Source organism: Humiphilus diazotrophicus (genome assembly GCF_059726315.1).
Genome location: NZ_AP040869.1, coordinates 285526 through 304356 on the forward strand (window position 1 = coordinate 285526; position 18831 = coordinate 304356).

General features: G+C 52.7%; 14 protein-coding genes and 1 pseudogene. 10 read left to right on the top strand and 5 right to left on the bottom strand.

The features are described 5' to 3' along the window. Positions 1 to 255 precede the first annotated feature (255 nt). A complete protein-coding gene (locus AC6I7T_RS00950; protein WP_497788332.1) occupies positions 256 to 1605 on the bottom strand; it encodes an IS5 family transposase in 1350 nt (449 codons plus the stop codon). Positions 1606 to 2071: 466 nt separating this feature from the next. Between AC6I7T_RS00950 and kaiC the strand changes: the two genes are divergently transcribed. From kaiC to AC6I7T_RS00975, 5 genes are read left to right on the top strand one after another with little or no spacing between them, the layout of a single operon-like run. Beyond that, complete coding sequence (kaiC, locus tag AC6I7T_RS00955; protein ID WP_497787880.1) at positions 2072 to 3574, top strand: circadian clock protein KaiC; 1503 nt, start codon at positions 2072 to 2074, stop codon at positions 3572 to 3574. Then, complete coding sequence (locus tag AC6I7T_RS00960) at positions 3558 to 3896, top strand: circadian clock KaiB family protein (protein ID WP_497787881.1); 339 nt, start codon at positions 3558 to 3560, stop codon at positions 3894 to 3896. The genes kaiC and AC6I7T_RS00960 overlap by 17 nt, the downstream gene beginning before the upstream one ends. Continuing rightward, on the top strand, positions 3893 to 4267 hold the full coding sequence (locus tag AC6I7T_RS00965) for a circadian clock KaiB family protein (RefSeq protein ID WP_497787882.1): 375 nt from the start codon (positions 3893 to 3895) through the stop codon (positions 4265 to 4267). Before AC6I7T_RS00960 ends, AC6I7T_RS00965 begins: the two co-directional genes overlap by 4 nt. Before the next feature lie 2 nt (positions 4268 to 4269). Further along, a complete protein-coding gene (locus AC6I7T_RS00970; RefSeq protein WP_497787883.1) occupies positions 4270 to 5874 on the top strand; it encodes a PAS domain S-box protein in 1605 nt (534 codons plus the stop codon). A 23-nt stretch (positions 5875 to 5897) separates the two neighbouring features. Further along, on the top strand, positions 5898 to 6332 hold the full coding sequence (locus AC6I7T_RS00975; RefSeq protein ID WP_497787884.1) for a response regulator: 435 nt from the start codon (positions 5898 to 5900) through the stop codon (positions 6330 to 6332). 42 nt (positions 6333 to 6374) lie between these two features. Here the strand turns inward: AC6I7T_RS00975 and AC6I7T_RS00980 are convergent. Next, positions 6375 to 6602: pseudogene (locus AC6I7T_RS00980) on the bottom strand (IS5/IS1182 family transposase); the annotation flags it as partial. Positions 6603 to 6688: 86 nt separating this feature from the next. Then, positions 6689 to 7729 carry a phytanoyl-CoA dioxygenase family protein gene (locus tag AC6I7T_RS00985; protein ID WP_497787885.1) on the bottom strand — a complete coding sequence of 347 codons (1041 nt, stop codon included), beginning with the start codon at positions 7727 to 7729 and terminating at the stop codon, positions 6689 to 6691. 545 nt (positions 7730 to 8274) lie between these two features. Here AC6I7T_RS00985 and AC6I7T_RS00990 point away from each other — a divergent pair. The 5 genes from AC6I7T_RS00990 (at position 8275) to AC6I7T_RS01010 (ending at position 15233) form a co-directional block, all read left to right on the top strand. After that, complete coding sequence (locus AC6I7T_RS00990; RefSeq protein WP_497787886.1) at positions 8275 to 9624, top strand: serine hydrolase domain-containing protein; 1350 nt, start codon at positions 8275 to 8277, stop codon at positions 9622 to 9624. Positions 9625 to 10574: 950 nt separating this feature from the next. Next, complete coding sequence (locus AC6I7T_RS00995) at positions 10575 to 11804, top strand: DUF3089 domain-containing protein (RefSeq protein ID WP_497787888.1); 1230 nt, start codon at positions 10575 to 10577, stop codon at positions 11802 to 11804. A 103-nt stretch (positions 11805 to 11907) separates the two neighbouring features. Beyond that, positions 11908 to 13356, top strand: coding sequence for a hypothetical protein (locus AC6I7T_RS01000; RefSeq protein ID WP_497787889.1), 1449 nt, complete (start codon positions 11908 to 11910; stop codon positions 13354 to 13356). A 139-nt stretch (positions 13357 to 13495) separates the two neighbouring features. Beyond that, positions 13496 to 14767, top strand: a complete 1272-nt coding sequence (locus AC6I7T_RS01005; protein WP_497787890.1) for a lipase family protein — start codon at positions 13496 to 13498, stop codon at positions 14765 to 14767. 277 nt (positions 14768 to 15044) lie between these two features. Further along, positions 15045 to 15233 (top strand): DinB/UmuC family translesion DNA polymerase, encoded by a 189-nt coding sequence (locus AC6I7T_RS01010; protein WP_497788333.1) that lies wholly within the window; start codon positions 15045 to 15047, stop codon positions 15231 to 15233. Between the two features lie 265 nt (positions 15234 to 15498). On the opposite strand, the gene AC6I7T_RS01015 is transcribed toward AC6I7T_RS01010, so the two are convergent. After that, on the bottom strand, positions 15499 to 16635 hold the full coding sequence (locus tag AC6I7T_RS01015; RefSeq protein WP_497787891.1) for a DNA topoisomerase IV subunit A: 1137 nt from the start codon (positions 16633 to 16635) through the stop codon (positions 15499 to 15501). Beyond that, the gene (locus tag AC6I7T_RS01020) at positions 16628 to 18676 is read right to left on the bottom strand and encodes a DNA topoisomerase VI subunit B (RefSeq protein ID WP_497787892.1); all 2049 of its coding nucleotides are present in this window, start codon (positions 18674 to 18676) and stop codon (positions 16628 to 16630) included. Before AC6I7T_RS01020 ends, AC6I7T_RS01015 begins: the two co-directional genes overlap by 8 nt. Between the last annotated feature and the right edge of the window lie 155 nt (positions 18677 to 18831).

Sequence of the window (18831 nt, forward strand, 5' to 3'; positions counted from 1 at the left end):
TTCGTTTCCGTTTTGCTGGCTGATCGGCATGCCACCTGAAGCGGTGACTGTAACTCGATTAAAGAAGGGAGCCTGTCCAGTCCTCATTGTCTTCCACTACCCCCGGTTCGTCGAATGCCCGGTGAGCGTTTCAAATTCAGTCTTTGTTCAGGCAAAAATCGGCAACTCAATAAGCGTAGATTTGATACAGAAAACTTAGGCCCCAGCTCTGGGACATTTTCTTTCAATAACTTAGTCGATCCTGAAAAAGTACTTTCAGGCATATTGAGGCCGGAAAGAGAAGGCATCCGGAGGTTGCCGGAGTTGCGAGGCGCTCCAGAAGCTGATCAGGCTGGGGAGGAAAATGCGCCAAAAAGCTCCGAGGAGCTTATGGAAGTTCATTGCGGCGGCTGCCAGGATAGCGTTGATCGTATTTCCGTCAGCGCTCTTCAGCCGGTTGCGCTCCAACCGGTGTTCGCTCTTCAAGTGTCCGATGCTCGGCTCGACTGCGGCTCGGCGTTTCATCCAGCGCCATAACGCTCGTCGCGTTTTGCCTCTTTGCCGCTTGTCGACATGCACCGCGATAGCTCCATCGTAGTTGTGGCCTCGGTATCCCATGTCGACATGCACTTGGCTTACTTTGTTGCCAACCATGCTATCGACTTGCTTTAGCTGTTCGGCCAGCGTGTGACCGTCATAGGGATTTCCAGTAAAGCTCTTCGCACCGACGAACCATCCGCCCAGACTGCTTACCGCAACGCTGACCTTGTTCCCAAATTCGTATTGCTTGCCGGCCTTGCCCTTAGCGATGCATTCCACTTCAGGCTCATGAACTGAGTAGATCTTGTTCTTGTCCTGCCTCTGTTGAGCGTGGATTCGATGCGCTGTCGCGAGTAACTTCGCAAGGGGATTAGAAGGGGTATCGATCTGGCGTTCGATCTCCCGAACGATGCGTCCCAATTGCGTCTTCAGCTTGCGCGTACAGGCGCGTGCGCGTTTCATCTGCCGAGCATGAGCATAGCGACTGGACTGCATCAACAGGCGGCGACCGACATGCTCGTAACTTTGCTTGATGGTCAAGCCTTCTGCCCGTGCCGCTTTCACCAGTCGCTCGCGCATGCGTTGATAGAGCCTCGCATCGGTCGGGAAACGGATGGCTTTGGTCTGCACGGTTGTGTCCACGTTAATGCGCTTCAACTCCGAACGTCGAATCACACGCATCGCCATGCCTGCTTCAATGGTGGCGCGTAGCATCTGCTCGGCTCCAGCATCGCCCAACCGCTTGCGCCAGCGCGTCATGCTCGACGGATCAATCGGCATCGAATGTTGAAAATAGCGCATGCCGCTGAAGTGTTGCCAGTAAGGATTTTCTACCCAGGCTGCGACCACATCTTCATCGCTCAAATCCAGTTGGTACTTCAGGTAATGCAGTGCCACCATCAATCGTGTCGAGATACCTGGAGCCCCCTGACTGGGATCATAGGTGCTACCCAATGTCTGCTCGAACGACGACCAGTCAATGCAAAGACCAAGACGAACCAGTGGATGGTTCATGTCGATCAACTGCTCCAAATCGATCTGAAACAACTCCCGCTGTGGCTGCTTCGATTCCTGTTTCGGCCGCATCATTTTCCCCAGAAAGTGCTTCGATTCGAACGCCTTCTGGGAAATTCTAGACCACCTATTCCCTCTTCCCATCTGGTTTTATGCGGCTTTTACAGGTTTTTCAGTGACGACTAACTTATCTTTGGTGGAGGCGGCGAGAGATAAACCCACCACTCGAAGGCGAAAACGCTCAACTTATTGATTATTGACTCTAAAAATGCCTGGATCGTGTAAAGGCCACAATTCCAAAACCTGCAATCCTAAGCTGCGTACAAATTGCGTTCAGACATTTCTCACAATTGTGAGACCCACCCTCTGCCTCAAAAGGTCTAGCCCTCAGCTATCGTGCCATCGTGTCCCACATCACATATATTGCAGGGCAATTCCACATATAAATATCATCTCAAGTCCCTTACGCGGCGGGGGGAATTGTCTTATCCTGAAGTACTTTATGGTGGTCGATTTCGCACCTAACTAAGGACACGCCATGGATCCGAACCAGAGTAAGAATGCTCTCCGCAAAACCCCAACCGGCCTTGAAGGTCTCGACGAGATCACGAACGGTGGACTGCCCACAGGCCGAACCACATTGGTGTGTGGTAGTGCGGGCTCAGGTAAAACAGTTCTTGGAATGGAATTTCTCGTCCACGGCATTCTGGATCACGACGAAGCAGGCGTCTTCATGGCGTTTGAAGAGACCGAGAAAGATCTCACTCAAAACGTCTCATCTTTTGGCTATGATCTAGAGCAGTTGCAGGCCGACGGCAAACTCGCGATAGATCACGTTTTCATCGAACGCAGCGAAATCGAGGAAACTGGCGAATACGATCTTGAGGGGCTCTTCATTCGACTCGGCAACGCAGTCGACACAATCCAGGCGAAGCGCGTGGTCCTCGATACCATCGAAGTCCTTTTCGCGGGACTAAAGAACCACTCGATTATTCGCAGTGAACTCCGCCGTCTCTTTCGCTGGCTGAAGGATAGGGGCTTGACGGCCATCGTGACCGGCGAGCGTGGCGAAGGTCTACTAACTCGCTATGGTCTGGAAGAATATGTAGCTGACTGTGTGATTCTCCTCGATCACCGCGTCACAGAGCAGCTTTCAACACGCCGTATGCGGATTGTGAAATATCGCGGCACGCTGCACGGTACGGATGAATATCCATTCCTAATGGGCGAACGCGGAATTTCGGTTTTGCCTGTCACCTCAATTGGTCTCACCCACACGGCTCCAACGGAACGCATTTCTTCAGGAGTTGTCGAACTGGACGAAATGATTGACGGCAAAGGCTTTTACCGCGGCAGCAGTATCCTCTTATCTGGTACGGCCGGGACAGGCAAGTCTAGCTTGGCGATGACGTTTCTGATGGCAGCTTGCGAACGGGGAGAAAAGGCGCTGTATTTCGGCTTTGAAGAATCCGCAGACCAGGTCATTCGAAACCTGTCCTCCATCGGGCTAGACCTGCGGCCCCAGATTGAAAAAGGGCTGTTGCACCTTCACACGGTTCGGCCTAGTAGCTTGGGACTCGAAGCCCATCTTGCATCCATGCATCAAATCATCAAGAGGGTAAATCCGAAGGTTGTGGCTATGGACCCGATTACAACCTTCATCAACGGTGAAAATGGCGCGGTTAAATCGATGCTGACGCGGTTGGTAGATTTTCTGAAGCTGCAACACATCACTGCAATGTTCACCAACTTAACCACCGCTGGCGGGCGGCTAGAAAGTACCGACGAAAATGTATCGTCGATTATGGACGTCTGGTTATTGCTGCGCGATGTGGAAGACGAAGGTCGCCGAAGCTGCGCTCTCTACGTCTTGAAGGCCCGAGGCATGGCCCATTCCCGCGAGATGCGGGATTTCTTACTGACTAACAATGGGATTCACCTTGGCGCAAACTATATGAGAGGGTTAAACTCCACCATCCGAGGAACAAATTACCAAAGCGCAGATTTAAGTCGTGGAGGCGCCGGTGGACGAAAAAACTGACCAAACCCGTGCACGAGAGCAGCAGGATAAGTGGCGGTTACGGTTATATGTCGCGGGACAGACGCCCAAATCCATAGCAGCTTTCGCTAACCTAAAGCGTATTTGCGAAACCCATCTGAAAGGTCTCTACGAGATCGAAGTAGTTGACCTATCGGAAAACCCTGCGCTTGCCAGGGCCGACCAAATCGTCGCCGTGCCGACCCTTGTCAGGCAATTACCTCCGCCGGTGAAAAAGATCCTTGGCGATCTCGCGAATGAAGAACGAGTTCTCGTAGGGCTCGAATTGTCTTCGACGGCGTCAGCCCAAATGGGGGCCTCATGAGTACCACTTCGAATGAAGAAGATGGACATGCCCTCGATGAGGACATGGGCCAAACATTGCGAGAATTCGAAAAGCTGGTTGCAAGCTTGGCACAGCCGGTCTACCTCTTTCGACTCTATGTCTCAGGAGCCTCTGCTCGATCCACTCTGGCGATCGAAAATGTGCGACGTATAGGAGATCTCTACCTCCCTGGTCACTACAAGTTGGAAGTCATCGATGTTTATCAACAGCCAGCGGCAACGAAGGCCGCGCAGATAATTGCGGTCCCAACACTGATTAAGGAGCTGCCGTTCCCACCGCAAAGATTCGTCGGCGACATGTCTAGCTCCGAACGTATTGTAATTGCTCTGAATCTGAAGGACCGGGGCTAGCCATGGCACAGTTCGTCTCCAAATCGAATGAAGAACTTCTGCGCGAGAACGAAAATCTTCGGGCCCGACTCGCCGAAGCGGAGGATGTCATCCGCGCCATTAAGGCAGGTGACGTTGACGCGGTGGTGGTATCCGGACCGGAAGGAGATCAAGTCTTCACCCTTCAGGGCGCCGAGTACGCCTACCGCGCTCTGGTGGAGGCGATGAATGAGGGCGCCGCTACCGTCGGCAACAATGGCATGGTGCTCTATTGCAATCAACGCCTTGCTGACCTCCTGGGAATTCCGCTGGAGCAAATCATCGGCAGCAAAGTGAGGGAACTGGTCGCCGAGGAAGCTATACACAAGTTCGAAGCTCTATTTGCGAAAGCTCGAGCAGGAGAGCCAAGCAGCGCCGAATTAGATTTTCAGGCTGCCGCGGGCAACTGCATTCCAGTCTATGTTTCGCTTCGTGCAATGAACACGCACACCGCGATATGCATGGTTGTCACTGACCTTACGGAAAACAAGAAGACCGATGAACTCATCGCCTCTGGAAGACTCGCCACCTCTATTCTAGACAGCGCCGCCGAAGCCATTGCGGTGTGCGATGAAACTGGGAAAATTATCAGCGCCAACGAGGCGCTGGAGAATCTTTGCGGCTTTAATCCGATGTTTCAGATCTTCGAGAACGCGTTGCCGTTGGAGTTGGACAATGAAGCGAATGGTCCGCGAAAACCGTTCTCGATTTCTCAAGCACTACGCGCCTCTACGCTGCGAGCCCAGGCAGTGAGTCTCGTCCGCAGCCCCGAACATCGGATTCCGTTGCTCCTCTCCACCTCAGCAATCAAAGCTTCCTCCGGTATTGTCGGCTGTGTGATTAGCATGACTGATATCACGGAACTTAGGCGTGCGGAAGAAGCATTATTGCGCAGTGAAAAATTGGCCTCGGTTGGCCGCATGGCATCCACAATCGCCCACGAGATCAACAATCCCCTGGAAACGATAGGTCATGCCCTTTACCTTGCGCTGAACGACTCCGAGATTTCACCGAACGGGAAGTCCTACTTGAATCTGGCGGTCCAGGAACTCGAGAGAGTCACACACATATCAACTCAGACATTGGCCTTCAATCGCGAGAGCAAAATGCCAAAGCTCATCGACTTGCGCGAGAGCGTTGACAGCATCTTGAAGCTGTATACCGCGAGATTTAATTCAAGAGAAATCGCCGTCGAAAAACGCTACAAAGAAGACCTCGGGCATATCAGGTCATTTGGCGGCGAGATTCAACAGATTGTGTCTAACTTGCTGTCAAACAGCATGGACGCAATCTCGAGCGGCGGGAGAATTCAACTTCGCTTATCTCGCTCCATTGGGCGAAATGGAACGAGATTAGTACGCTTAACGATTGCAGATACGGGTACAGGCATCGCTCCAGAGCGTTTAGAAAAGATTTTTGAACCGTTTTTTACGACCAAAGAAGTTGTCGGCACCGGCCTCGGCCTCTGGGTCACGAAACAGATCGCCGAAAAACACGGGGCAACAATTCAGGTTCGAAGTAAGCTCGGTAGAGGGACGGTATTCTCAATCGTATTCCCGATAGCGGAGCAGAATGCGCAAGCCGCCTGAAAAGGGCAGGGAGATTGGCTAAGATGCACACAACGATTCTCGTGGTCGATGACGAACCCGCACTTGCCCGTACCCTTATAGCCATTTTTCAGTGTTCTGGCTACAGTGCAAGTGCTGTGCACAGCGCTGAAGAAGCCTTAGCATTCATCGCGGCCTATCGGCCCGCACTCGTCGTTTCGGATGTGATCATGCCTGGTATGGACGGTATCGCGATGGCAAAAATCATTAGAAAATCTTACCCAGACTGTCGAGTCCTGTTATTTTCCGGCAATGCAGATACCAATGATTTGCTTGAGGCAGCACGGAAAGAGGGATATGCTTTCGAGGTTTTGGCGAAACCACTGCCTCCTCCGCAAATGCTCGCCGAAGTCGCGTCGCTACTTAAATCAGAATCTTTCCTTACTTCCTCAAAGGAGTCTCTGAGTTCAACAGACCATCCTTCTGCAGAGCTTCCGTAGCTTCAGCGGTTCATTTGCGCTTTACACATTGAATCGAAGTGTCGCTTGCTTTAGCTGTTCGGCCAGCGTGTGACCGTCATAGGGATTTCCAGTAAAGCTCTTCGCACCGACGAACTATCCGCCGAGACTGCTTACCGCAACACTGACCTTGTTCCCAAATCTGTATTGCTTGCCGGCCTTGCCCTTAGCGATGCATTCCACTTCAGGCTCATGAACCGAGTAGATCTTGTTCTTGTCCTGCCTCTGTTGAGCGTGGATTCGATACGCTATCGCGAGTAACTTCGCAAGGGTATTAGAAGGCGTATCGCCCGGCGGCCTATCTGATTTCGAGAAGGCCTGGATTGAATTCCGGCCTTTCAACTCCACTCGGACGTGTAGTGCCAGCGTGTCGGAAGTAAGGTAATGTATTGAACGACGCGCGGTAACCTGCCACGATTCGGACTACTGCCGTGCGGCAATGCCTGATGCCAGAGCACAAGGTCTCCAGCCCTACCTGCAATTGGTGTCAAGTCCGGCTCGCGGAAGATCGCCTGCCTTGGATCTTCCCCAGGAGGCAATTCTTTCAACCAGGTTTCGAGCTTGCGGTGGAATCCAGGAATACAGGTGAAAGCGCCTTGCTCCGCTGGCGTGTCTGTCAGATAGAGGATACCTTGGATTCCGAAGCAATGCGGCGGCGCTAGCGTCATGTCCCAGTGCAGATAAGGACCCGGGAAACGCCATCCCTGGCGTTCCGGTGGATTGAACCCTCCCTGGTCTATCGTCGGCCAAAGATCCTCGCGGCCCCACAGTTGTGCGAAGGCCTTCACCAGCCGCCTCGACTTGCGGTTTGCAACGAATGATGGATGCCGCAGCAAAGGCACCCAGATACTTCTTCCGTATTTATCGCCGTACCAAGTATCCGGATTTGCGGCATTAGCGCCTAAAAATTCATAAATCGCCGCCGCCGCTGCGTCGCAGTCTGCGGACCCAACGGCGTCATGAACGACCACATAACCGCGCTCATCCCAGAACGTCAGCTCTTCCGTTGTCAGACCGGGTACGCCCTCGAGATCACCAACTGCAGAACCTACGGGAATGCCGCTCAGAGCATCACGCAATCGTGAGAGTTGCATCTCGTCAAAGGAACCGCCATTGACTTCAAGAACCCATTGCTCGAATTCGTCGAAACTCGGGCGTGGAAGGAAATGGAGGAAGCGAGCGGTCTCAAGCAGATTGAGACCAAGACCAGAAAGCAGAGTGTTGTCCAGATCCCATTCACCATCATCCTGGACAGGTCCTAGCCCCCCACTCATAGAACGGAGCCAGTATCGATGAAGATAAGGAATCTTCAGCAGGCTGTCGGGTACTGCCGACACAATCTGGACTTTCCCGCTTGCAGGCCGGAATTCCTTTGTCATGGTTGGCCCTTTCGCTCGAGATTATTGCGCTATTCCGCCAGCAGGCGCAAGCCCGCTCGGCTCGATGCCTGGGCGTAAAGGAAAGCGATCCAGTTTTAGATCGACAATGCAATGCCGCAACGAGCATGTTCGTATCAGATTGATCCAAATAGAGTACATTGCAGAAAGGATAAGAAATCCGGCTGGGAAATAATACAACGCGCCTGTCGTCCGCGCCAGATCAGACTTTCGCGATATTGATTGAAATGAATATTGGCCGGTTATCGTACTGGAGGCATCGATGCAGATTCAGATTCGGTTTGGCGGGTCACGAGATTCGGAGTAGGCGCAGAAGTTACCCCTTAACGTCAGGAACGATTCAGCTCTTTCAACCAAGTAGGTACACCTATTGCTATGCCATCCGCACTCCCGCGAGGTTATATATGTCGGCTCCACTTTGTAACTCTAGGCTGCGTCTCTTGTACACGTGCATTTCGGGCTTACTCATTGCATCTCTAGGCCACCTGTGCGCGCAGGACAATTTTAGAAGACCGCTGACTGATTACGTGGGTACTTATGCGGATGCTCCAGGTCACACGATTGAAATAATCGCCGACGATACGCTTTTCGCCGTCGTCGACGAAGCCAAATATCCCCTTCACCCGCACGGCGTCGATGAGTTCACCACCGTCACCGGCCAGATAGTTTCTTTTCCTCGTGATGCAAAAAGGGTGGTAACTGGCTACCGACAAGATGGTGATTTTCACCCTCGTGTATCCTCTACAATCACGACGGAAGCCGCTGCGCTGGCCCGCCCTCGAACGAAGGGGGAGATTTTTGCCGCCGATTATCATTACCGTCTGCCCATCGATTTACACGACGGAATCGCGGTTGGCGATATTGGCGAATCGGATCTCGGAATTACGACAGCGAACTCAATTGTGCGCGGAGTTCTCTCCGGTACTTACAGGGACGTCCACGGCGTCTTGCTGTATCAACATGGAAAGCTGGTGCTCGAAGAGTACTTCTATGGTTACAACGCACAGCGGACCCACCAGCTTCGGTCGGCGACCAAGTCGATCGTCTCAGCACTCACTGGAATCGCAATCGATCGTGGTGCGATTGCCGGAGTCCAGGAACCAGTCCTACCGCAAATGAGCTACTCCGTCTATGAGAATCCTGATCCGCGCAAAGCCGCAATCACGCTCGACGATTTGCTCTCCATGAGTTCAGGACTGGACTGCAACGACCATAGCTCGACCTCTCGAGGCCGGGAGACGGTTCTTGATGATAAGCCCGATTGGGTAAAGGCTACTCTCGATCTCCCGTTGATCAACTCACCTGGAACAAAAGCCTACTATTGCTCGGGCGGCGTAGCGGTTGTGGGGCGGCTGATTGAAAATGCCGTCCACATGAAGCTTCCCGAGTTTGCACAGATCAATCTCTTCGGCCCGTTGGGCGTTTCGCGCTCCGATTGGAAGTGGAACTATGATCTGACGAATGCAAACAAAGAGTTCTCTCAGATCCACCTGCGGCCCCGCGATATGCTCAAGTTCGGAATTCTCTATTTGAACGGCGGGCGATGGCAAGGACGGCAGGTGATCTCGGAAACCTGGGTGCGCACATCGTTGGCCGAGCACAGCCTAGTAGACAATGTGAGCTACGGATATTTCTGGTGGCATCCATGGCTCAACGTTAATTCTTCGGCCGGTGAAATACATTCGTATGTATTTGCCGCGCAGGGTAATGGTGGCCAGAAGATCTATCTCGTGCCCCAGTACGATTTGGTCGCAGTGTTCACCGGGGGCGGTTACAACGCTGAATCCACTCCTCCGAACACGATCATGGCGAAGGTCATTCTTCCGGCGCTGATGAAAGCCGCAACCGGCAAGCAGAACTCAATTCAGCAGAAATGAGTGCACCTTAAGTGTAGACGACCCGAATGTGACGCTCACTCTCAAGAGTCAAGTGCATTGAGAAAACAGCGTTGATTCTGCTTCTTTCTCATTGATCGTCCAATCGCCAATACGCTCAGCGAGGGTGGATAGATCCCGAAAAAGCCGGCCAGTGTCCAGCAATCTGCAGAAGTCTCGGGCTCCTGAGTTGTTGATTTCAGTACGATAACCGGCCAATATTCATTTCAATCAATATCGCGAAAGTCTGATCTGGCGCGGAGGGAGAATATTGATGCATAGTCCACAAACACAAAAAACAACTGACCTTCCAGATTTCAGAGACATATAGTATCTGTATAAGTTACTTACAAGCTTCGAGCCACGAGCTCTCGCTCCAGACAAATGCCCCACAGCGCCTCCCAGCCACAGGAGCCACTGTTTACTGGATTGAAGGTCTACCTGAGATCTTCGGAAACCGATTTCATTCAACCAGTCGTCCGTGATCGGCTTGAAAGACTCAGTCATTGCGAACTCCGCGAGTGTTAATGTGCAAGAAAAATCGGTGTGCAAACCGCCTCACAATTGCCGTAACGGGAACACGTTTGTATTTCATGCGAGTACCGCTTGCATCGCTATGTGCTTTGTTGATCAGAGGGGAATCACTGCAGCCGTGTTCGATATGGATGCAGTGGCCTTTCGGTCGGAGGTAGCGAATTAGGTAGAGAACGGACCGTAATGCGTCGTACCATGACGCTCGCCCGTCCGTACCGCAGATCGAGCAATAGTCGTGATTGTCCCATTGGTGCTCGTGCATCCAAATTTGCGTTCCCAAGGAGTTTCCCAAAATTGTTCGAGAAATTGTCTTTTGAATTCAATCGGTTCTGACCGCTTTCCGCGTAACCTCTAGCGCAATCGTCTCATTGTGCCGATATCGAAAGCAGCAAGAAATCCAGCGTCATGGATCGCAGTAAATGAACAACCATAGACCTAGTTACAGAAAGGTAATAGATCCCCATATCGACCGCTCACGACTGTGTTTTATGTATTTGATCTCGTGGGCATTATCTATTGTCCTCCTGCCGCTCCTGCTCGGATGTGGAGGCGGCGCAGCACTGCCGGTACCTGTCGCTTCCACCGATTATTCTCAAGCGCAGAGTTGGGAAACGCTCCCCAATCCCTCACATGGAATCGATGTTTTCTTCGTCTATCCGACGACTTATAGTGCGCCGTCGGGCACTTTGGGGCCCACATGGACGCCTGCATGGAATCAGTCACTGACGCAAGCGCGCAATGACACGGCAATTACGGCGCAAGTTACCTCTAAGACAGGTGTCTTCGCCAAGGCAGGCACGAACCTTTATGTGCCCTATTTTCAGCAAGCATCGGGTATCGATGTTCTGAACGCCGTACTCTTCTCCACAACTCCTCAGAACGCATCTGCAGCCAACGAAGCGTTGTATGTGGCGTATACGGATGTTGCCAATGCCTTCGACTACTACATGGCCCACTTCAACAAGGATTCGAGCGGCAACCCGCGTCCATTCATATTGGCCGGCCACAGCCAAGGTTCAAATCTGTTGCTCATGCTGCTAGAGAACAAGTTTTCCGATCCTGCATTGAGAAAGTTATTGGTAGCAGCCTATGTAATCGGCTGGTCGGTCACGGCCGACGATCTCAACAACTACCCGGCTTCGTTGTATCAGGTCGGCATATGCGGCGCCCCTGTCACTAGAACCACAGGCTGTATCGTTACCTACAACACACAGGCATATGCGGGAGACTGGAGCCAGGCTCCAGGGTCGGTCAAGTACGGAGTGGTGGAGGCGAATGCCTACAGCGTCAATCCGCTAACTTGGGTCACAAGCGGTCCCGGCCTGATCGAATCGCCGCCTGCCTCGGCTACTGCAAATTTGGGAGCGCTGTTTTATCGAGGACAATTGGGATCGAATCCTCCCGTCCCCTTCGCGCCGAATCCGGATAACGGCGCCTACACTTACGCAATTGCTAACTACACAGGAGCCCAAAGCAACAATGGCGGCCTGGTTATCGACCCCTCGGCCTTGCCGGTCCCTGCTAATCGAGCGAATTTAGCGCCTCCGTACAATGTGCTGCCAATGTTCCACAACTACGACTACAACTTCTTTTATCGCAATCTTGAGCAGAATGTGATGGATCGGATAGACGCTTACCATGCACAGTAATTCAAACCAGGTGGATGGCGTTATTTCAGGTCGCTATCCTTTCCATCGTTTCTTATGAAAAACGCCGATAGCTTCTATTTCGGGCCTCTCCCGTGGAGGAAAAATGAAAACGGCTGTTCTGTGCCTTCTCTTGTTACCTTTTGCCCTTGCGTCCACGCTGCTTACAGGATGTCTTGGCTCCACATCGCAGCCGCTGAGCACAGGCAACGTCAACCTGATTTTCGTATCAAGCGAGGACATGGCGCATCACGCTCCCGGGGATGTGGATCCGACCACAGCCAACCTCACGAGCAAGGGACTACAGCGCTCGCTGCTCATGGGGCCGTTCCTCAAGGAGAGCGTGCTGGGCGGCAACAATGTCACCGGCATCTACGCTCTTCAGCCAATGACCCATTTACAGACTGCGAATGAATATCCTGACATGGCAGCCTTGCAGACGGTTCAGCAGTTCGCCATGCTGAATCAGATCAGCCTGCCAACGGGAAGCACCTCTACTGTTGTGGGAAACAGCTTCCCGATCTATGCGTCCTATTCGCCCGCATCGGTGCCAGCTACCGGAGTTGCGGCGCCCGTTCTCCCTTGCCCGGCTTGCCAAGGACTTGATTTCAATGATGTCAACGATGGAAACGAATCTTTGGTGGACGGAATCATCAAGGCCAAGGTTCCGGGATACTATGTCTTCTCGGCGCCATGGGAAACCGTCCACGCTTTGATGGCCAATATCAGCAGCCTCGAAGGTTATCACCTACATATCCCATCGGATTACGCTGGTCCTAACTATGTTTATGCAATTTCGATCACACCGGCAGGCAAAGCCACTCTGGTTACCTACAACGGCAATCTGAATCCGCCATCGAAGTATCCGGAGTTGCCGATAAAGACAGACAATCCCTGCAAGCCGCCAAAAACTATTCACATCTCAGTAACCGGCGGCAGCGGTGGCGCCGTGATTCCGGCGGGAATCAATACCAACGAGACAGTTTATATTGTGCGTCACGCCGACGCGCATCCGATACCCGCATGGGATGACGGGAATTTTGTGGGAGCGGGCCAGTGGCGCGCCCTGTCTCTTCCCTCGGCTTTGAAAGACAAGATCCATCCCGACGCCGTTTATGCCGTAGATCCGTCAGTTGGCCTCCCGCCCTCTGGTGGCAATGCCACTTCTTCCTATGTCAGGCCGGCAATGACTGTGCTCCCGTACGCCATCGCCAACAATTTGCCATATAAGGTAGCGGCCAAAGTGCCCTTCCTGGCCCAGAATCCGCCGCAGTTAGCCACCAATGCCAGCGACTATTTCTTTACCAGCGGGACCTTCTCCAACCGAACAATCCTGCTCGGGTGGGAGAGCGCTCACATCCCAATTACCGTAAATGCGCTGCTAGCCAGCTATCAAAGTACTCAGACAGTGCCCGATTGGCCGGGAACCGATTACGACAGCATTTGGAGAGTAAGGATCGATGGTCAAGGCAACCTGAACATAGACAATGACCTTTGCGAAGGCATCAACTCCGCCGACCTGCCGGCTACGCCTCCTCCATTTGGAAATAAGTAAGAGGAGAAAGTCCAGAATATGGCGACCGACTTAAGCCTTCACTTGGATTGATTAGCTCAGTGATAACAACAGCTGCGTAACTTTCATTCTTTGCTTGGACGGCTGGGGATAAAGATCTGAACAAGAATCGAGACTCATCATGAAGTATGGCAACTACGCGTTGACGGTCGTCCTCAGTTTGCTCTTCACCGCATGTGGCGGCAACACCGGCAACGTCCGGGGTCAGCTGCTAGCGGCACCAAATTCAATCGCCACACTCACCACCGCGCAACTTGACGCTATCACCGCCGGAAGTGGTTTGCAGCCATTGACCGGCTTAGCGAAGTGTGCCGTCACTATTGCGCAGATCAAATACCAGACCATTGGAGTGCAACCGGGGGAACTGAGCAATGCATCTGCGGCCGTCCTGATTCCCAGCGGAACCAACTGTCCCGGGCCATTTCCCCTGGTCGCTTTTGCCAGAGGTACAAATCTTTACAAGTCTCACACGAACGCCGATCCAACCGACCCTACGGCGGAAATACTGATGAACTTCTTCGCGGCCCAGGGCTATGCAGTGGTTGCAACCGATTATCTCGGCTATGCTTTGTCCGATTATCCCTATCACCCGTACATGCACGCGGATACGGAAGCCAGTGCGGTAATCGACTCGATACGTGCAACGCGCTTGGCTGCCTCGTCCCTGGCTTTGACGCTGAACGGCAAAGTGATGGTGTCGGGATATTCTCAGGGCGGGCATGCCGCAATGGCCACTCAACGCGCAATCGAAGCAGAACACTCGAAAGAATTTAATCTGGTTGCGTCCGCTCCCCTTGCAGGGCCGTATTATGTTTCGACGGCGCTGATCAGCGGAGTCGCGAACCCGATCTTTGGCATCCAGCAATTCGTTCCGTTCCAGATCACTGCGTGGCAAAAAATGTATGGAAACGTGTATAAGAACACGTCTGACATATTCAATTCTCCCTATGACGGCTACATTGCTGACCTGTTTCCTGCCACGGTTGATGCTGCTACCTTGACCAGCATGTTATCCTCAGGTACTCCCATCCAGGCCGAACAGGCCCTGTTCAAGGCATCTTTCTTAAGTGACCTCGCCACTAACCCGAACAATACCACCATCGTCGCTGCAAAGAAACAGGACCTGCTTCCCGGTTGGGATCCCAAGGTCCCGACCAGGTTGTGCGGTGGTTCCGGTGACCCAACGGTCAAATTCTCAATCAATGCCAAGCCTGCGTACGACTACTTCAGGAGCCGCGGAGATAGCAACGTTACTCTGGTCGATGTCGATCCCGAAATTCAGCAGGCATTTAGCCACTTGGACCCCGTCACATATAACAACTCGTATCACGGAGCACTTGAGTCCCCATTTTGCGCTCAGGTTGCGAAGCAGTTTTTTGATTTGTACAAGTAAATGTTCCCTGCAAGTCAGATGGAGAATAAGCCGGGACACGAAGCAATTCATTATAAGCAGCCTTATTTTCTTTATCATTTTCGCGATCTTTGTTCACGATCAAGCCGCCAAGTGCCGTGACGAGCCTGATTTGAATCATCAACCGCTCTTCGCAATGCTCAGGCAGTGATCAGGCTACTAAAGTTTATGAGCCTAACGAATATCGATTCTTCATGGTCGGAGTACTCACTCTTGCGGATTCAATATTCATGCCTGAGAACGAAAACTAGTTTGCGACATTCCTCTTGAAGAGACCGAGGAGCGAATCCGAAAACTGGCTGAGAAAGTCTGGACTGCCTCAAAGCAAAATGCTCGAGTGGGCCGTGCGATCGTTCTGAAGCTAAAGACAAACGAGTTCAACTTACTTACGCGGAGCCTTACTCCAGAAAACATGCCCACAACTTTATCCATGTACAGATCACGATGAATTCGTAGAGGTATCCGTAGTTCTGAGTAATGCCGGTCTAGAGACAAGTTGAGACCATTGCCATCTTTGGAGCGTAATACAATCGCTGCAAAGCCCATGTTTGCAGCGTGGCCAATCGGCCCATCAATTGGGCAATCCGATCGATCGCTCCAGTATCTGGACAACGTTCTGTCGGCCCACCGTATGGAGGCATATGCGCACGGGTACATTCGCGCCGTTTGATTTATGCGAAGACGCCGTAATTCTGAAGCTCCTAATCCACCAGCTAGTCAAGGAACTCTCCCTCCTTTAACCGAGCCGGCACGTATTCTTCCGTAACATAGCTGATGTCTTTGCTGATCAGAGCTTCCACTTCGAGCTTGAAGCCGTTCTTCAACATCAGCTCGATTTCCTTTTGCCAGGGCTTTTTGTTCACGAACCAGGGATACTGGGCGATTTGCCGTGCGCGTTTAATGTCTTGCTCGTTCAACTTGATTTGCACGCTGGGGCTAAGCTGGCAGCGGCCATAATCCAGACTGCGCAATCCAAGGAAACGCGCATCGGGAATAGCCATACGACGTGATTCGTAGGCAAGATTGATGGACCCCTGTTTAATCACGCTGTAAATGTAATACCCCCAAGGGTCGTTATCCAGCAGGCAATACACTGGCAGGTTCAACTCGTGATGAAGGCGGTGCAGCATGCGGCGAACACCGCGGGGCGGTTGACCCCCACCATGTGTCAGGATGCAGTTGTGCTTGCGCCAGAATTTATCCTCGTTGAATCGCCGCCAAACAGTGTCTTTCTCGACATGCAGGATGAATTTTGCAGTGTTCTTTTTGAACTGCACGATGTCCTGTTCGACGATCGAGGGAATGCTGTACCCGCCAGAGCCCATGCGGGAACAGTCGATCGTGTCGCCACTATCTACCACAGTGATCGGCCCAACCATCGCCCCCGCGTTTTTCGCGTACAGGTGAAGCTCTTCGCGCATCGCATCCAGGGAAACCTCGATGTCCTCTATGACGGGATCGCATTCACCCTGGGTATCGAACGTCTCTTCGCTCGCACCTTCAATCGTGTGCTTTAGCAGGTAGAACAAACCTCGGATGCTGGTTGTCTTTCCCTGATCGATCAGTTGCTTGCATCCGGAAGCGACCAGCAATGTTTGCATGTAGCTGCGGGCTTGAGCCAGATTGAATAATTCCCGCCGGTTTGTCCCGCTGCCCATCTCAACGATGCGCTTCGATTTATTGAACCGAACATTCGACAATGATCGTGACGGGATATCCACGTACGGCGCCCGTCCACGTTCAGCGGACTGGATGACGGTATCTGCAAGATTGCGAATCGAAGCGAGAGTTTTCCTGTCTTTCGCCGAACGATTGGGTTTGTCGGAAGTAGATTTCGTTTTGTTAGCCATTATTGCTCGCAGTTGGTTCAGACAATGCCGTTTCGCCAGGAGTTTCTTCCGAGTTGACGATCAGCACATTCTCGCCAAACTCCTCTGCAGCGTTTTCACGCTGTTTCTTTTCGTTGTTCAGTTGTGTATCTGCAACAGATGTCTTGCGCTTCGCAACATCGACCAGCCGGCCATATAGATCCTTTTTCGGGCGATCGCCGTAGTCCTTGATTGTGGCAACGGCCTGTGCCACCTCACCAAGATAGCGCAGGAAAATCTCACGACGTTCACTTTCCTGCCGTACCTGTTTACGACGATTGAGGTAGATAGCCAGTTTCCTTCCCACGGTCTGAAGACCAAGCCGCAACTCCTTCATGATTTCGGGATAGGAGGCGACGGCTTCTTTCGATTCACTGGTAAACGGCACCCATACGCTTGCGACATGCACCATAACAGTAACTGGACCGACCGGCAATTGGCCGCGGGATTGAGATAAACCGTAGGCCCGCCAGTTGGTCTTGGTAACCGACTGGGTGATAGCGCAAGCCGCTGGCTGAAACTGAAGTGGAACGCGGTTCGCGTAGCGCAGCACCTGCATTGATTGATTTTCGCTCAGGTTAACGTTTTTCATTGAGGCGAAAAGTCTTTCAATTTCCTCTTTCTTGAGCTTCGCAGGCGATTGGCGCGTTCCCATCCCCGCCTGTGACAGGATCTTTTCGGCAGCGGTCGCGCCAACACCGTCGAACGTCGTCAGCAGAAATTGCTTCAGCGACCGGGCATCACTCTCACTGAGCAGCTCGGTCAATGCGTCCAGCGTAACCTTCTGGGTTGAACTGGCGCCACCATAGGCCAGTCCGATCTCGATAAGAAACGGGTTCCCGCGATACACCGCGGGCGGACGAGTCGCAGCGCAGAAAAACTCGCCGGGAAGCTGATGATGAAGTCCCTTGAGAATTAGCGATTCACCGATCGGTGAGATGCAGTCGGTCGCGGGAGCACTAATTTTCGTTTCCTGAATCGCGTTGTAAAGTGAGTCGACTTCCTGGCGTCCGATCTTTTTGGGATTGGCGCGCGTGCTGATCTTTGCAATTTCGCAGATTTGGTGTGCGACTCCGGAACTGACGCGGGAAAACGAGGTCGTCAGGAACTGTGCCATCGACGGTGCCGCGGTGTCCTTCAACATCGTGACCAGCTGCCCGAGTTCGATGCCATATGGGTGTGGCTTGATCTCTACCGGTTCAAGCGGAAGCTGAGTTGTGGAGCGCGAAAACGTGGTCTCGCGGCTGTCGGGATCGACATAATGAATCGTGATATGAGGATTGGCGATGGCTGTCTGTTCCAGATATTCGTCCACACTTCCGCGCCCACGTTGGTATCGTCCTTCGAGTTCGATCGTGACACGCGTGCCGCTGCGCACTTCCCGGCTGCGATGAGGCTGTTGATCCGGAATGGGGTAGTGAGATACCCATTCAATACTATGTTTGGTGATGTACCTTTGGCCTTCTTCACCGGCTGGAATGTCTTCGCCGTTACCTTTGCCATTGATAATTTCCGGCATGTTCCGCCGCGTATCGATCTGGATTTCGAAGTAATGCGCCGGCTTCTTGGGCGAAGTCATGGAAACGATCTTTACCGGTTTGCCGGTAGTCAGCATCCCATACATACCCGCGGCGCTGATGCCGATTCCCTGTTGCCCTCGACTCATGCGCAGTCTATGGAATTTCGAACCATAGAGCAGTCTTCCGAAGATGAGCGGAATCTGCTTTTTGACAATGCCCGGCCCGTTGTCCTGAACACCAACTTTGTACCGATTGGGGCCGGTAGCTTCGATATGAACCCAGAGCTCGGGAACAATGCCCGCTTCTTCGCAAGCGTCGAGTGAATTGTCGACAGCCTCTTTCACCGCGGTCAGGAGAGCTTTTCTCGGATTATCGAAGCCAAGCAAGTGCCTGTTCTTCGCGAAAAATTCGCTGACGGATATGTCGCGCTGTTTTGCCGCCATCGACTCGGCCGTGGCGGCGCGGCGCTTCGGCGCCTCACCTGTTTCGTTGACTTTCGGCATACTTTTGTGTTCTTCCGTTGTTGCTCAGACGTTTCGCATCATTGCGGGCACGCAGTAACTTCCCACTAGAAATGGCACTCGGGGCAGTTCCCCTTCGTCCAGAACGTATTCCACCCGTGACCGCAGTTGCAGACCCACAAGACAGTTTAGTGCCT

Excerpts from the sequence above, each read along its gene's own strand:
- AC6I7T_RS00950 (WP_497788332.1), bottom strand. The coding sequence starts at position 1,605 with ATGCGGCCGAAACAGGAATCGAAGCAGCCACAGCGGGAGTTGTTTCAG.
- kaiC (WP_497787880.1), top strand. The coding sequence starts at position 2,072 with ATGGATCCGAACCAGAGTAAGAATGCTCTCCGCAAAACCCCAACCGGC.
- AC6I7T_RS00965 (WP_497787882.1), top strand. The coding sequence starts at position 3,893 with ATGAGTACCACTTCGAATGAAGAAGATGGACATGCCCTCGATGAGGAC.
- AC6I7T_RS00970 (WP_497787883.1), top strand. The coding sequence starts at position 4,270 with ATGGCACAGTTCGTCTCCAAATCGAATGAAGAACTTCTGCGCGAGAAC.
- AC6I7T_RS00975 (WP_497787884.1), top strand. The coding sequence starts at position 5,898 with ATGCACACAACGATTCTCGTGGTCGATGACGAACCCGCACTTGCCCGT.
- AC6I7T_RS00985 (WP_497787885.1), bottom strand. The coding sequence starts at position 7,729 with ATGACAAAGGAATTCCGGCCTGCAAGCGGGAAAGTCCAGATTGTGTCG.
- AC6I7T_RS00995 (WP_497787888.1), top strand. The coding sequence starts at position 10,575 with ATGAACAACCATAGACCTAGTTACAGAAAGGTAATAGATCCCCATATC.
- AC6I7T_RS01000 (WP_497787889.1), top strand. The coding sequence starts at position 11,908 with ATGAAAACGGCTGTTCTGTGCCTTCTCTTGTTACCTTTTGCCCTTGCG.
- AC6I7T_RS01005 (WP_497787890.1), top strand. The coding sequence starts at position 13,496 with ATGAAGTATGGCAACTACGCGTTGACGGTCGTCCTCAGTTTGCTCTTC.
- AC6I7T_RS01015 (WP_497787891.1), bottom strand. The coding sequence starts at position 16,635 with ATGGCTAACAAAACGAAATCTACTTCCGACAAACCCAATCGTTCGGCG.
- AC6I7T_RS01020 (WP_497787892.1), bottom strand. The coding sequence starts at position 18,676 with ATGCCGAAAGTCAACGAAACAGGTGAGGCGCCGAAGCGCCGCGCCGCC.